Source organism: Reyranella sp. (genome assembly GCF_004297405.1).
In the GTDB taxonomy this organism is placed as follows: Bacteria; Pseudomonadota; Alphaproteobacteria; order Reyranellales; family Reyranellaceae; genus Reyranella.
Window position 1 is genome coordinate 103,328 of the sequence record NZ_SCVC01000021.1, and the last position, 14,513, is coordinate 117,840.

General features: G+C 66.5%; 15 protein-coding genes. 6 read left to right on the forward strand and 9 right to left on the reverse strand.

Features of this window, described 5'->3' with window-relative positions; all coding sequences use genetic code 11:
• Window position 1: 1 nt before the first annotated feature.
• Window positions 2–991, forward strand: a complete 990-nt coding sequence (locus EPO50_RS14140; RefSeq protein ID WP_296345800.1) for an NADPH:quinone oxidoreductase family protein — start codon at window positions 2–4, stop codon at window positions 989–991.
• A gap of 24 nt (window positions 992–1,015) precedes the next feature.
• Here EPO50_RS14140 and EPO50_RS14145 read toward each other — a convergent pair whose 3' ends face one another.
• Both EPO50_RS14145 and EPO50_RS14150 read right to left on the reverse strand, forming a co-directional pair.
• Window positions 1,016–1,453: an OmpA family protein gene (locus tag EPO50_RS14145; protein WP_296345032.1), complete on the reverse strand. Its 438-nt coding sequence runs from the start codon at window positions 1,451–1,453 to the stop codon at window positions 1,016–1,018.
• A complete protein-coding gene (locus tag EPO50_RS14150) occupies window positions 1,450–2,046 on the reverse strand; it encodes a 2-hydroxychromene-2-carboxylate isomerase (RefSeq protein ID WP_296345034.1) in 597 nt (198 codons plus the stop codon). Before EPO50_RS14150 ends, EPO50_RS14145 begins: the two co-directional genes overlap by 4 nt.
• A gap of 72 nt (window positions 2,047–2,118) precedes the next feature.
• On the opposite strand from EPO50_RS14150, the gene EPO50_RS14155 reads away from it, so the two are divergent.
• Window positions 2,119–2,874: a glucose 1-dehydrogenase gene (locus EPO50_RS14155; protein WP_296345036.1), complete on the forward strand. Its 756-nt coding sequence runs from the start codon at window positions 2,119–2,121 to the stop codon at window positions 2,872–2,874.
• A gap of 6 nt (window positions 2,875–2,880) precedes the next feature.
• Here the strand turns inward: EPO50_RS14155 and EPO50_RS14160 are convergent, their stop codons facing one another.
• From EPO50_RS14160 to EPO50_RS14190, 7 genes are all read right to left on the reverse strand, one after another.
• Window positions 2,881–3,417 carry a hypothetical protein gene (locus EPO50_RS14160; protein ID WP_296345038.1) on the reverse strand — a complete coding sequence of 179 codons (537 nt, stop codon included), beginning with the start codon at window positions 3,415–3,417 and terminating at the stop codon, window positions 2,881–2,883.
• Between the two features lie 52 nt (window positions 3,418–3,469).
• Window positions 3,470–4,243, reverse strand: coding sequence for an SDR family oxidoreductase (locus EPO50_RS14165; RefSeq protein WP_296345040.1), 774 nt, complete (start codon window positions 4,241–4,243; stop codon window positions 3,470–3,472).
• Window positions 4,244–4,313: 70 nt separating this feature from the next.
• Window positions 4,314–5,030, reverse strand: coding sequence for a pirin-like bicupin family protein (locus tag EPO50_RS14170; RefSeq protein WP_296345041.1), 717 nt, complete (start codon window positions 5,028–5,030; stop codon window positions 4,314–4,316).
• 81 nt (window positions 5,031–5,111) lie between these two features.
• Window positions 5,112–7,205: a hypothetical protein gene (locus EPO50_RS14175; RefSeq protein WP_296345043.1), complete on the reverse strand. Its 2,094-nt coding sequence runs from the start codon at window positions 7,203–7,205 to the stop codon at window positions 5,112–5,114.
• A 2-nt stretch (window positions 7,206–7,207) separates the two neighbouring features.
• On the reverse strand, window positions 7,208–9,997 hold the full coding sequence (locus EPO50_RS14180; protein WP_296345045.1) for a DUF4159 domain-containing protein: 2,790 nt from the start codon (window positions 9,995–9,997) through the stop codon (window positions 7,208–7,210).
• A gap of 3 nt (window positions 9,998–10,000) precedes the next feature.
• Entirely contained in the window at window positions 10,001–10,897 is an 897-nt protein-coding gene (locus EPO50_RS14185; protein ID WP_296345047.1) for a DUF58 domain-containing protein, read from the reverse strand.
• Window positions 10,898–10,928: 31 nt separating this feature from the next.
• Window positions 10,929–11,942 (reverse strand): MoxR family ATPase, encoded by a 1,014-nt coding sequence (locus EPO50_RS14190; protein ID WP_296345049.1) that lies wholly within the window; start codon window positions 11,940–11,942, stop codon window positions 10,929–10,931.
• A gap of 67 nt (window positions 11,943–12,009) precedes the next feature.
• Between EPO50_RS14190 and EPO50_RS14195 the strand changes: the two genes are divergently transcribed.
• The 4 genes from EPO50_RS14195 to EPO50_RS14210 are packed head-to-tail and all read left to right on the forward strand — an operon-like array spanning window position 12,010 to window position 14,511.
• Window positions 12,010–12,636 carry a CoA pyrophosphatase gene (locus tag EPO50_RS14195; RefSeq protein WP_296345051.1) on the forward strand — a complete coding sequence of 209 codons (627 nt, stop codon included), beginning with the start codon at window positions 12,010–12,012 and terminating at the stop codon, window positions 12,634–12,636.
• Window positions 12,637–12,654: 18 nt separating this feature from the next.
• Window positions 12,655–12,888 carry a hypothetical protein gene (locus EPO50_RS14200; protein WP_296345052.1) on the forward strand — a complete coding sequence of 78 codons (234 nt, stop codon included), beginning with the start codon at window positions 12,655–12,657 and terminating at the stop codon, window positions 12,886–12,888.
• Between the two features lie 19 nt (window positions 12,889–12,907).
• On the forward strand, window positions 12,908–14,110 hold the full coding sequence (locus EPO50_RS14205; protein WP_296345054.1) for a CCA tRNA nucleotidyltransferase: 1,203 nt from the start codon (window positions 12,908–12,910) through the stop codon (window positions 14,108–14,110).
• Window positions 14,107–14,511 (forward strand): hypothetical protein, encoded by a 405-nt coding sequence (locus EPO50_RS14210; protein ID WP_296345056.1) that lies wholly within the window; start codon window positions 14,107–14,109, stop codon window positions 14,509–14,511. The genes EPO50_RS14205 and EPO50_RS14210 overlap by 4 nt, the downstream gene beginning before the upstream one ends.
• Window positions 14,512–14,513 lie beyond the last annotated feature (2 nt).

Genomic DNA, 14,513 nt, shown 5'->3' on the forward strand with positions numbered 1-14,513 from the left:
CCTGATGCGGGCGGTCGTTTGCGATCGCCTTGGCGATCCTTCAGTCCTTCATATCGAAGAACGCCCGATCCCCGAAGCGGGGCCGGGCGATGTCGTGATCCGGGTCGGTGCGGCCTCGGTCAACTTTCCCGACGTGCTGATGGTGTCGGGCGGCTACCAGCACAAGCCGGAGCTGCCGTTTGTTCCCGGCATGGAAGGCGCGGGCACGATCCACGCTGTCGGCGCCGACGTGACGGGCTGGAAGCCAGGCGACCGGGTGATCTTCGGCGTTCGCCCTGGCGCCTTCGCCGAATATGTCCGCGTGCCGGCCAGTGGCCCGCTTTTGCATCTTCCAAAGGACTGGTCCTACGCCGAGGGCGCGGGCTTCAGGGTCGCGGCCCAGACCGCCTTCCATTCGCTGGTTCATCGCGCCCAGCTCAAGAAGGGGGAGGTGTTGCTGGTTCACGGCGCCTCGGGCGGCGTTGGTCTGGCGGCCGTTCAGCTCGGCAAACATCTCGGCGCCACGGTGATCGCCACCGGCAGCGACGATGCCCGGCTGGCCGTCGTGCGCCAGAACGGCGCCGATCATGTCGTGAACTATCGCACTGACGACTTCGTCGCGGCGGTCAAACGCCTGACCGACGGCCGTGGTGTCGACGTCGTTTACGATCCGGTCGGTGGCGAGGTGCTGGAAAAATCCGTACGGGCTGCCGCCTATGGCGCGCGGCTGCTGGTGGTGGGCTTCACCTCGGGCGGGCCGAGTAAGCTCATGTCGAACCACATCCTGATCAAGGGCCTGACCGTGCTGGGCGTGCGGGCCGGCGAGACGATCCTGCGTCACTCGCCCGAGCTCGGCCGGGATTATGTCGAGGAGCTGCCGCGGCTTGCTGGCCTCGGCGTGATGCGGCCGCACGTCTCGCATCGTTTCCCGATGGAGCGCGCGGCCGATGCTTTCCGCGCCCTGATCGACCGCAAGGTGGTCGGCAAGGTCGCGATCGAGATGGGTACCTGACCTTCAGCGCGCGCAGACGCCGCTTCAGCGCGCGTAGAAGATCGTCACCTTGCGATCGATCTCCGAGGCATTCTCTTTGCCCAGGCTCATGTTCCCGAAGGCTTCCGGGTCGGCGACGATCGTGATGTCCTTGCCCGGATAACCCGCATGCACCATCTCGGCGGCGACGGCCTGTGCCCGCGCCCGCGAGAGCTTTTCGTTGTAGGCCTTGTCGCCCAGCTTGTCGGTATGGCCGATCAGGCAGATGGCCGAAACCTGCCGATCCTTGGCGGTCTTCACCGCCTGCGCGATGACAGGCTTCTCGGCAGGCCGGATGTGCGAGCTGCCGAGGTCGAACAGGATGCGCACGGGTTGCGGCTGGCTGCTGCCACCGCCGCGCGGGCAGGTGCCGACGGTCTGGGCGAAAGAGGGCAGGGCGGCGAAGAGGGTGCCAGCCGCGACGAGTGCCCCGAGTCTTTTCATTTAAGGTCTCCGTTGAGCGCCATTTCCACGAATGGCAGACGATCGTTGCCGAAGAACATCATGCTGTCCACGAAACAGGTTGGTGCGCCGAACACGCCGCGTACCACGGCGTCTTCGGTCGTGGCCTTGAGGCGATCCTTGACGTCCTGATCCTGGATCCGGTTGCCGAAGGCCGCGGCATCGATGCCGGCGGCGGTGAGCACGGCAGCGACTTCTTTCATGTCGTTGAGGTTGCGCCCGTCCACCCACATCGCCTTGTAGATCGCCGGATGGTAGTGCTCGAACAGCCCGTCGATTTCGGCCGCCGCGGCGCCGCGCATCAGGGCGAGCGTGTTCACGGGGAAATGCGGATTGGGCTGGAACGGTACGCCATAGTGCTTCGCCCACATCGGCATGTCGGTGGATGCCCATTTCGACTTGGCCGGCACCGTCATCGGCGAGGCATTGCCCGTCGCCTTGAACACGCCACCCAGCAACATCGGCTTCCTGACCAGAGTGGCGCCGGTGCGCGCGGCGATGGCGGCAACTTGTGTGTCGGCCAGATAGCTGTAGGGGCTGCCATAGTCGAAGTAGAATTCCAGCGTGCGAGCCATCCGTTCCTCCCTGCTTGTCGCGAACCTGCGCTGCTTCTAGCGTCGCGACAAGGAAATCAGAGGTAGGAAAACATGGACCGCGTTGCAGACAAAGTCGTGCTCGTCACGGGTGCCGGATCGGGCATTGGCCGCGCCACCGCGAAGCTGCTCGCGGCCGAAGGCGCCACCGTGATCGTCACTGACGTCAATCGGCCGGGCGGTCTCGAGACGGTGCAGCAGATTGGTGGCCGCGCGCGTTTCGAGGAACAGGACACCTCGAAGGAAGCCGACTGGAAGCGCATCATCGACGATATCCTGGCACGCGAGGGGCGGCTGGACGGGCTCGTCAACAATGCCGGGATCGCCGGGCCATTCCCCTCGACCTTCGAGGGCGAGAGTCTGGAGCAGTGGCGCCGCATCCTGTCGATCAACGTCGAGGGCGTGTTCCTCGGCTGCAAGTACGGCGTGCCGGCCCTGCGTTCGTCCGGTGGTGGATCGATCGTCAACCTGTCGTCGTTGGCAGCTTTCCTCGGCACGCCCGACCTTTCGGCCTATGGCGCGAGCAAGGGGGCCGTGCGTCAGTTCACCAAGACCGTGGCGATCGATTGCGCGCGCAAGGGCTACAAGGTGCGCTGCAACTCGGTGCATCCCGGCATCATCATCACGCCGATGGGCGAGAGCATCCTGCCGAGCGAGAAGGCGCGAGAGCGTACGCGTCAGCGCGTACCGGTCGGGGAATTCGGCACGCCGGAGGACATTGCCTACGGCGTGCTCTACCTGATTTCAGACGAGTCCCGCTTCATGACCGGCGCCGAGCTGGTGATCGACGGCGGCATGAACGCGATCTAGAGCGGCTTACTTGATGTCCACCTGATGGGTGACCTTGTCACCGTCGGTAATGGTGATCTGCTGGAAGCCGAGCAGCTTCAGCAGGTCGAAGAAGTTGGCATCCTCCGCCACGGTGCGCTCCTGGAAGAACGGCGAGAGGCGCGACATGGTCGTCATGTTCGCGAGGATCGCACGCATGCGATAGACGGTGCCGAGCTCGCCGGGCTGCAGGCCGACGATGATCATCTTGTCGGCCTTCTCGCCCTTCACGAAGACCGCATAGGGAACCCGGTACGCCGACTGGATCGTGCCCTGGGAGACGACGGTGGCGAACTGCACGCGCTGGGCGCGGTCGGTGCCGGCAATCGTCTGCATCGGCGAGGTGTAGTGCTCCGTCGAGCTGGGCTTCGGATAGTAGTAGCCGACATAGCGATCATCCCCGGCCGGCGCCGCTGCCGCGGGCTTACCCGGCGCCGCGACTTGCTTGGGTTGCGGCTGGGCAGCAGCCGGCAGAGCGCCAAGCGCGACGACGACGGCGAGGCAAGCGGCAAACCGATTCATCATTTTTGATCCCCCGAGGGTGCGGATATGGACGCGGACGTGAATTTAGCTAGGGCTAGAACAACGTATAGCCGCCATCAATAACGAAGTCGCGCCCTGTCGTGTAGCTCGAAGCACTGCTCGCCAGATAGACGGCGATGGGGCCGAAATCGGCGCCCGTACCCCAGCGACGGTGCGGAATGCGCGGCAGGACGTTGTCGGCGAACTTCGGGTTGGCCACGGCATTCGCGGTCATCTCGGTCTCGATCCAGCCGGGCAGAATCGAATTCACGGTGATCTTGTAGCGCGCCAGTTCGACGGACAGCGCCCGCACCATGGCAGTGACGCCACCCTTGCTCGCGCCGTAGTGGCTGGACCGGGCCGCGCCTTCGATAGCTGCCGTGCTGGCCATGGCAACCAGCGAGCCGCCCTGTCCGCGCTCGACCATGTGCTTGGCAGCCGCCCGGAAGGTGAAGAAGACGCCGTCGAGGTTGACGCGCAGCACGCGGCGCCATTCCTCGTAATCCATCTCGAGGATCGAGCCCTTGCCGCGGCCGGAGACACCGGCATTGGCGACGCAATTGTCGACATGGCCCATCACCTTGACCGTCTCGGCGAAAGCGTCCTGGACCTGCTTCTCGTCGCCCACATCGACGGTCTGCGCATGCACCTTGCGGCCATGCTTCTTGAGCTGGGCGACGGCCGCGTCGTTCTTCTCCTTGCGGGTACCCCAGATGCAGATGTCGGCACCGGCTTCCGCCATCGCGTCGGCCATGCCGAGGCCAATGCCGCCGTTGCCGCCGGTCACCAGCGCCACCTTGCCCGTCAGATCGAAGCCCTTGTAGGCCATGTCTCTCTCCCAAACGAAAACCGGGCGGGATCAAAGCCCGCCCGGTCCCTAGCGTCAATTGTACGGACGCTCAGTTCAGCTTGTCGGTTTCGACCAGCACAATCTCGGCGTCCTCGAGCGCGGTGAGCTCGATTTCGTCCTGGTCCACGACGGCGACGCCATCGCGCGCCTTGGCCGTCACAGGCTGGCCATCGCTGCCCCGCACCTCGATCTTGCCCTTGGCCGGCACGAGGTAGGTGGGTTTGCCACCGAGTTTCTGGCGGATCGTCTGACCTGCCTTCAGGGTGCCTGCGAGCAACGAGCCGTCGGCATAGAGCGGGATCGCTCCATTATCGCCGCGACCCGACGCCAGCGGCACGAGCTTGCCGTCACGCCCGTCGGTCGGGAACTGAACGGTTTCCCAGCGTGCCGGTACGCCCTGCTTGTTGGGCAGGATCCAGATCTGGAACAGCTCGGTTTCGGCCTGCTCCATGTTGTACTCGGCGTGCTGGATACCGTCGCCCGCACTCATCACCTGGATCTGGCCCGCTTCGGTCCTGCCCTCGTTGCCGAGGTGGTCCTTGTGCGTGATCGCGCCTTTGATGACGTAGGTGACGATCTCCATGTCGCGATGCGGGTGCGGCGGAAAACCGGACTGCGGCGCAATGCGGTCGTTGTTCCACACGCGCAGCGCGCCCCAATGGATGCGCTCCGGGTTGCGGTATTCGGCAAAGCTGAAATGGAAGTTGGCGTTGAGCCAACCGTGGTTCGACTTGCCGAGCTTCTCGAAAGGTCTGAGTTCGATCATTGGATTTACCTCTTGGCCCCAAAATGGCGCCAAGAAGCAGGCGATCAAGTTTCTGGTTAGTAACGGCAGATTTCGCCGTTTTCAGCGCCCTTCACGCCACCAGGCGCTGCCGATGGCCATCAGGAACGCCAGCGCCACGAGGATGCCGGGCAGCAGCGGAAGCTGGTTGATGCCGGCGACCGTGTAGCCCTCGTTGCGGCGCACGCCGATCCAGTCGGAACCGCCCGCGGCGCGGCCGGGACGCACGGCGCGGATATCGGGTTCGCTTTGGTCGCTGAGCCACATCAGGCCGCCGTTGGTCGCTTCGACCAGGGGCTTCAGCTTGGCATCGGTCGCGCGCACGTCGGAGAATTCCAGCGGATCGGGGCTGCCCACGGCGGCGACGGTGCGCAAGGTGCCGTCGTCGAAACGGTAGAGACCGGGCTTGTCGACATCGACGATCGCGACGCCGAGACCTGGCGCGCTTTGCTTCAGCTCCAACGTCCGCGTCTCGCCCCCATTCGGCGCCGTGCCGGGGCTGGTCATCGCAACCGGCGGGAAGCTGTTGGCGAGCGTGCGGCGCGTTACCTCGATGCGACCACCAACTGCCGTCGCACGCAGGGCTTCTTCTTCGAGGTCGGGCTCCTTCATCAGCCAATGCGCCACGCGGCGAACCAGCTCGGGCTGTGGCCCGCCGCCGTCGATGCCACGGTTCCACAGCCACAGGTGATCCGACATGAGCTGCGCCACGCGGCCCTCGCCGACGCGATCGAGGATGACCAGCGGCCGGTCCTCGGCGCCGGACAGTACGGCGTTGCCGCGCTCGGTGCGCGAGGTGACGAGGCGGAACCAGCGGCCCCACTCGGGCTCTTTGTTCGGGTCGCCCGCTTGCGGCAGGTTGGCCGTCACCGGATGGCGCTGACCGATGTCGGTGACCTTGGGCTTGAACGGCGTTTCCAGCACGTCACCCAATGGCGCCGCCGGCAGCACGGCGCCGAGCGGCGTGCGGTAGAGCGAACGCTGCGTGGCGAAGACCGGGCCGACCGAGACCAGCAGCGCGCCACCGCCCTTCACGTACTCGGCGATGTTGCGGAAATAGTCGCGCGTGATCAGGTTCCCCGACTCGTATCGGTCGAAGATGATCAGGTCGAACTCCTTCAGCTTCTGCTCGAACAGCTCGCGCATCGGGAAGACGATCAGCGAGAGTTCGCGCACCGGCGTGAAATCGTCCTTCTGCGGCGTGCGCAGGATCGTGAAGTGCACCAGATCGACGGCGGGGTCGCTCTTCAGCAGGTTTCGCCACGCCCGTTCGCCCTGGTAGGGCTCGCCCGACACCAGCAGCACGCGCAGACGGTCGCGCACGCCGTTGATGGTGAAGAGGGCGCGGTTGTTGTCGAGCGTCAGCTCGTTCTGACCGGCGCCGACTTCCAGCTCGACGACATTGGCACCGGGATTGCCGACGGTGATCGGCAGTTCGACCGAGCGGCCGACCGGCACGTCGATGCGTCTGACGACGTCACCACCGACCGAAAGCGTGACCGGCGCGGTGCCGCCCGCGGGATCTTCGATCCGGAACTTGGCCGTCACCTGGCGGCCGACGACGCCGAAGCGCGGCGACTGTTCGAGCACGATCAGCCGGTCGCGCTCGTTCTTCTTGCCGGCGATCAGTGCATGCAGAGGCGCGCCGCCCAATTCCGGCGGCACGCCTGTCGGCACGTCATGGACCTGGCCGTCGCTCAGCAGCACGACGGCTGCCAGTCGTTCCGGAGGGACTTCGACCAGTGCCGACCGCATCGCCTCGATCAGACGCGTTCCGCCCGGCCGCTCGCTGCCGAGCTGGATGTGTGACGGCGGCAACACCGTTTCGCGAATCTCGAGACCGTCCTGCTGGCCGAGCTTGCGCTTCAACACTTCGCGCGCCGTCTGTACCTGCTGGCGCCGTTCGCCGATGGACATGGAGTCGCTGTCGTCGACCACGACCAGCGCCACGTCGGCGATCGGCTTGCGCTGTTCTTCGATCAGCGACGGATTGGCGAGAGCGGCCAGCACGACGACGAGCGAACCCAGTCGCCACAGGGTGCCGCGCGCGCCAGCCCGAAGGCCGAGCAGGACCAGGACGAGCCCGATGCCTCCCAGGACAGCGAGCACCGCCCACGGCAGCAGGGGATCGAAAGCAACGGAAACGGCCGAGGTCATGTTCATCGCCTGAGCCTTTGCATGATGTCGGGCAGATGGACCTGATCGTCCTTGTAGTTGCCGGTCAGCGCATGCATCACGAGGTTCACGCCGAAGCGGAAGGCCATCTCGCGCTGCGTCTCGCCGCCGGGCGAGACCGGCATCACGCCGCGGCCGCGCTGGTCGACCGCCCAGGCGCCGGCATAGTCGTTGGAACCGATCACGATCGTCGTGACGCCGTCATTGACGCGACCGTTGCCAGATTCGATCCAGAGCTTTCCGCCCTGCCAACGGCCGGGCATGTCGGACAGAAGATAGAACGCCTTGGTCAGCACATGGTCCGGCGGCATCGTCTGCAGGGGCGGCGTCTCGACGCCGGCCAGCAGGCGCTTGAGGTCGGGATTGCCACCGGCCGGACGATCGAAGCTCATCTGCTGATCGCGCGTGTCGATGAAGATGATGCCGCCTGTCCGCAGGTAGCGATCGAGTGCCGCCTGCGCGCGCGGGGACAAAGCGGGCTGCGTCGCGGTCACAGGCCAGTAGATCAGCGGATAGAGCCGCGGTTCGTCGCGCTCCAGGTCGAGGCCGACGGGATCGGCCGGCTCGACGGACGTGCGGTTGCGCAGGATCTCGCTCAGGCCTTCGAGACCCGCCTTGCTGATGTCGTCGACTTCCTTGTCGCCCGTGATGATGTAGGCGAGCCGCATGTCGAGCGAGCCCTTAAGCGCCTGTTCTTCGGTGAGCGGCGGCGGGCCGGGCTTCTCCTGGGGCGTGCTGGTCTGCGTCGTCGGCCGCTGAGGAGGCTGGAGCTGCTGTGCCTGGACATCCGGTGCGCCGGTCATCGCGGCTGCCAGCAGCAGGGCTGCCGGCGCGGCGCGGCTGAACCGGAGGGCGCGCGGCAGCAGGCCACGCAACCACAGCGAGATCAGCAGATCGGCCAGCAGCAACAGGAGCGCGCCCAGCAGGAACCAGCGTGACAGGTCGGTTTCGCCGCCCTCCGACAGCCTGTCGGTCGTCACGCCGCTCGGGAGCACCAGCGGCTTGGGCGGCTGGATGCGGCCACCGATGTTGAAGGCGACCTGGGCATTCTCGTCGCCGTAGAGGCCCGGCGGCGAGCTGGGCTTGGGAAGGAACGTCTCGCCGGCATCGGCGGGCAGCATCTGGATGCCGGCCGGCGGCGCGCCGAGGCGACCGAAACCATCGAGGGTGCGCCAGGGCTTCAGCGCCTTGTTGACGCCATCGCCGGCAACGCCGCGAGACAGTGTCACCAGCCGCTGCAGCATGTTCACGAACAGGCCGGACAGCGACATGTTGCTCCAACCCGTGTTCGCCGTGGTGTGCATCAGGACCAGATAGCCCTGGCCACGCTTTTCAGCCGTGACGAGCGGCGTGCCATCGGCCAGTCGCGCCCACGTCTTGTCAGCGAGATCGGGTGTCGGCTCGGCCAGCACCTGCTGCGAGATGCGCACGTCCTTGGGGATCAGAATGCCGAGGAAGGGGCTGTTGGGCGGGAACTCGGCGAGCGCACTCGGTTCGCCCCAGCTCATCACGCCGCCCAGCGCCCGGTCGCCAAGCCGCAGCGGCGTCGGCACGAGATTGTCGCTGCCTTGGGCGAGGTTGGGGCCGGCGAAGCGCACGGCGATGCCGCCGCGTTCGATCCACTTGGCGATCTCCTCGCGATCGTTGGCCGACGGCGCGGCGCCATCGGGGATCAACAGAACCGCTGTGTTGCGCGTCAGGACCGATTCGCGATCGCCAATGCTCAGGCTGACATAGGGATCGAGCGCACGCTCGAGGAAGTAGATCTCCTGCAACAGCGGTTGCCCGCCAGCCGTTGCGCGCTCGCCCAGGATGGCGACGGGACGGCGGCGGTGGCGTTCGTCGAGCAGGATGGTGCTGCCGGCACCGCCTTGAGCCTCGATGTCGAGGCGCGCCATGCGGTTGCGTAGTTCAGCGGGAATGGCCAGCACGCCTTCACCTTGCGTGGCGGAGGCGGCGAAGTCGAGATCGATGCGGGCCACGACACGGCCTTGCTCGTCCGATGCCTGGATCGCCGTCTTGCGCGGCCCGTCGGCCACGGGACGCAGCGCACGCACCTTGAGGTCGCGACCTTCGGCGGCCGGCGGCAGGAGCAGCAGTGGCGTCGTCGCCTGGTCGGGCAGCAACACTTGCAGGCCGTCGAAGCGGCGGAGCCGTTCGGTCAGGCGTGGGGCGCCTTCGTCCTCCAGCCCGTCGCTCAGCCAGACGACATAGGCGGCCGGATCGACCTGCATCTGGTCGATGGCGGTGACGGCGGCCGCGCGATCGGTCGGCCAGGGCTTGGGCCGGAAGGCGCGCAACAGGGTGCGGGCCTCGTCCGGCCGCATCGCGCCGCGACGCACGGTCGGGGCATCGAGCGGCGCCGGCGCCGTGCCGGTCAGCACGACCGGTCGATTGGCGCGCTCGGCGCGCTGGATCAGGCGCTCGGCATGGGCGATGCGTGTCGCCCAGCCTGGCGCCGATGACCAGCCGTCGTCGATCACCAGCATCAACGGTCCGCGGCCCGGCAGCTCGGCCTGCGGGTTCAGAAGCGGCCGGGCGACCGCCAGGATCAGCGCCGCCGCGAGCAGAAGGCGCAGCAGCAGCAGCCACCACGGCATCTTCATCGGCGTCTGCTCGGCAGGCTCCAGGCCGATCAGCAGGCGGATGGCGGGGAAGCGCACTAGCTTGGGCAGCGGCGGGATCAGCCGCAGCAGCCAGTAGATCACCGGCAACGCCAGCAGCAGGGCCAGCATGCCGGGCGCGGCAAAAGCGAAAGCGCCGAAACTCAGCATGGCTCAGGCCACCGTCAGCCGACGCAGGTCGGCCATGGCGAGGTAAAGGGAAAGCAGGACGGTCTGCGCGGGCCGGTCGGTACGGTGCAGGTGCACTGTCCAGTTGGCGGGGCGGGCGAGCCGCTGAAGGCCCTCCCGTTGGGCGGCGAGGCGTGCGCCATAGGCCGTGCGCACCGTTTCGACGCGACGGATCGTGTGCTGGCCCTCGGCTTCCAGCCCTTCGAACTTCACATGCCCGTCGAAGGGCAAGTCTTCCTCGGCAGGGTCGAGCACCTGCACGAGATGGCCGCGGACGCCGACGCTCGCGTAGTAGCGGATGATGTCCTCGATCTTCTCCAGCGGGTCGAGCCAGTCGGAGACCAGCACCACGGTGCCGTGTGCCGGCAGGGGCACCATTGGCGGCAGACTGGGAGGCGTACGCGTACTGTCGCGTGTCTCGTCGAACAGGGTTTCAGCCACACGCCGGACGGCGAGACGGCCTGTGATCGGGCGCATGCCGGTGCCCAGCACGGCGACCCGTTCGGCGGCGTCGGTCAGCAGGCTGGCCAGTGCCAGCGTGATCACCTCGGCGCGGACCGCCTTGGTATCGATGTTGCGCAGCGAGGCGTACTGCATGGAGGGCGACGCATCACGCCACAGCCAGACGCTGGCGGCGGCCTCCCATTCGGTCTCGCGCACGAAGAGGTTGCGGCTGCGCGCGCTCTGGCGCCAGTCGATCTGGCTGGCGCTGTCACCGTCGCGATAGGGGCGGTATTGCCAGAAGGCATCGCCCTGGCCGACACGACGTCGACCGTGCACGCCCTGGATCACGGTCGCAGCGACGCGATCGGCCGCCACCATCAAGGCAGGCAGCGTTCCGGCGAGTTCCAGCGATCGGTTGAGGGTTGAAGGTGCGGCCATCGGCTCCCGCGGTGCAATGCTCAAGCCGGCATCAGGCGAGGCGGGCGCACATCTGGGCGATCACGGACTCCACGGTCACGCCTTCGGCGCGTGCCGAGAAATTCACCGCCATGCGATGACGCAGGATGGGGCCGGCCAGCGCCACGACATCATCGACCGATGGCGCGATGCGGCCCTGGATGATGGCGCGCGCGCGGCAGGCCAGCATGAAGGCCTGGCTGGCGCGCGGACCGGGTCCCCAGGCGACGCGCTGGCGGACAATATCGAGATCGGTGTGCTCGGGCCGGCCGGCGCGGACCAGCTTCAGGATGGCGTCGACCACGCTCTCGCCGATCGGCAAGCGGCGAACCAGTGCCTGCGCTGCCATCAAATCGGCCGGCGTCAGTGCCTGCACCGGCGTTACCTGAACGGCGCCCGTGGTGCCGATCATGATCTGGCGCTCCGCCGCCTCGTCGGGGTAACCGACGTCGATCTGCAGCAGGAAGCGGTCGAGCTGCGCTTCGGGCAGCGGATAGGTGCCCTCCTGCTCGAGCGGGTTCTGCGTCGCCAGCACATGGAAGGGCGCCGGCAGGTCGTAGCGCTTGCCGGCGACGGTGACGTGCTTTTCCTGCATGCTTTGCAGCAGCGCCGATTGCGTACGTGGGCTGGCGCGGTTGATTTCGTCCGCCATCAGGAGCTGGGCGAAGACCGGGCCCTGCAGGAAGCGGAAGGAGCGCCGACCGGCGTCGCTTTCCTCGAGGATCTCCGAGCCCAGAATGTCGGCCGGCATCAGGTCGGGCGTGAACTGGATGCGCTTGGCGTCCATGCCGAGCACGACGCCCAGCGTGTCGACCAGCTTGGTCTTGGCGAGGCCCGGCACGCCGATCAGCAACAGGTGGCCGCCCGAGAGCAGCGCAACCAACGTTTGATCGATGACGTCCTGCTGGCCATATATGACTTGGCCAATGGCGGCGCGGGCAGCACGGAGCTGTCCACCCAACCGCTCGATATCGGCGAGGGCGGCCTGGGCGTCGGCGTCGGTAGCAGTGGATGTGTCGGGGGCCACCAGGGCGCTCCTGTCGTCAGGGGAATTATGATTGAGGGAAGCCCAGAAATGAGGCCGGAACAAGGGCATGACGGTTGACGAAATTGTGCGGCGGGTCGGCGAACGCAGCCGGCGTTTGGCATCCGGATTGCCCGTTCTCCAGGCACCTCTCGGTAGCGACTTCTCCCTAAGCGGTGTGGTGCCATTACCCGAGGTCTGGCGACCGGCGGCTGTGCTCGTGCCGCTGGTGCGTCGCGAACCGGGACTTACCGTCCTGCTGACCCAGCGTACGGAAGATATGCCAAGCCACGCCGGCCAGATCGCCTTTCCAGGCGGTCGGCGTCAGGCCGACGACCCCGACGAAATCGCGACCGCTCTGCGGGAAACCGAGGAAGAAGTGGGCCTCACGCGCGATTTCATCGAAGTAATCGGCCCGGTCGATCATTATCGCACTGGCACAGGCTACGAGATCACGCCGATCGTCGGCATCGTCACGCCCGGATTCACGACCCGTGCAGACCCACGCGAAGTGGCCGACGTCTTCGAGGTGCCGCTCGACCATTTTCTCGACGAACGCAATCACCGTATCGACAGCCGGGTCTGGCAGGGGCGGGAGCGGCGCTATTACGCCATGCCTTATGGCGAGCGCTACATCTGGGGCGCGACGGCCGGTATGCTGAAGAACCTGCAATTCGTCCTGACCGCTGCCGACTGACGCAGGGCTGGAGCCATCATGCGTATCGTTCTTCTGGTCCTGGGCCTCGTGCTGGCGCCGACCGTTGCCTTCTTTCTTTGGGCGTGGGCCGTGAAGATCAAGCAGGACCGGCAGCTCGCCGGCACCCTGCCGTCCTGGCAGGACTTGCCGATGACCTGGCTCGGCATCGCCGGCTGCACCTGCGCGATCATCGGCTTCATCGTCATGTTCTTCACGCAGGATCAGGGTTACGGCGGGCTCTTCGCATCATGAAGCTGGCCCGATGAAACCAATGGGTCGTCTCGAGGCCGTGCCGTGGGCGGATGATCCTGCGGTGCAGACCCTCTTTGCCACCCTCGATGGGGCGGGCATCGTCGCGCGCTTCGTCGGTGGCTGCGTGCGCAACAGCGTGCTCGGTCGTGCCATCGACGACTATGACCTGGCAGTCGATACCAAGCCGGAAGCCGTGATGCGCGCCCTGGAAGCGGCAAAACTCAAGGTCGTGCCGACCGGCATCAAGCATGGGACAGTGACGGCGGTGATCGACGGCCGGCCGTTTGAACTCACGACCCTGCGGCGCGATGTCGAAACCGATGGTCGCCGTGCCGTCGTCGCCTTCACGGACGATTGGCTGGAAGACGCCAGCCGGCGCGACTTTACCTTCAATGCACTTTACGCCGACCGCGACGGCACGCTGTACGATCCATTCGACGGCCGCCGTGATCTCGCCGAAGCGCGCGTGCGCTTCATCGGCGATGCCGAGACGCGCATCGCCGAGGATCGGCTGCGCGTGCTGCGCTTCTTTCGCTTTCATGCCTGGTACGGCAAGCCACCCTTCGATGCGGCGAGCTTCGATGCCTGCCGCCGCAATGCCGGCTCCTTGCGTGGCCTCTCGGGCGAGCGCGTGTCGAAGGAGTTGCTGCGCCTTCTCAAGGCGCCCGATCCTGCGGATACGATTGCCGCAATGGTCGAAGCGGCCATTCTCGATCAGTGGCTGCCGGAATGTGTCGGTGCTGCATGCCTGCGCGCGCTGATCGCCCGTGAGGACAGGCCCGATCCGCTGCGCCGGCTGGCGGCGATCCTGCCGATGGGCGCCGACGCGACGGCGATCGGCAAGCGGCTGAAGCTTTCCACGCAAGAATCACTGCGGCTCGATGTGATGCTGGCGGCTGAACCCGCGATCGACATATCCGGTGGCCCGAAGGCATGGCGTGCCGGGATCTATCGCCTGGGCGGTAACCTTTATGCCGACCGGCTGCTCCTGGCGGCGGAAGCTTCAGGTGATTGGCGCGCTGCGCTGGCGATGGCGCGCGCCTGGACGCCGCCGGAACTGCCGATAAGCGGCGGCGATGCCCTGAAGCTCGGCCTGAAGCCCGGCCCTCGCGTCGGCGCGCTGATCGAAGCGGTGGAGCAGTGGTGGATCTCTGGCGATTTCACCGCCAACCGAGCGGCTTGCCTCGCCGAACTCGAACGACTCGTCCGGATATCGTCGTGATCCGTCCCGGTCTGACCTTCCTTCTGTGGTTCGCGATCGCGGCCTTCGTCGTGTTGAACGACCTGGTCGGCGATACCTGGATCGCTGCGACGCTCTCGGTGCGTACGGTCGAATGGTACAAGGTGCTGGTGCCGGCGCCCTACGTCGTGATGATGGCCATCATCCATGCGCGGCGGACGAGGGGACCGAACTGGTTCGAGGCGGCCCTTCTCGCGGCGCTGCTGTGGCCGACGTCGACGGTGCTGGTCGACTTTCTCTATGCACGCGTGACGTACGACGAGGATCCGGCATCCTTCCTCGATCGCTTCGCATTCTGGTGGGGTGCGCCTTATCTCCTGCTGGTGCTTCTGCTGTTCGCCGCGCCGCTTCTTGCCGGCAAGGTCTTTGCTCGCCGCCGATGAAC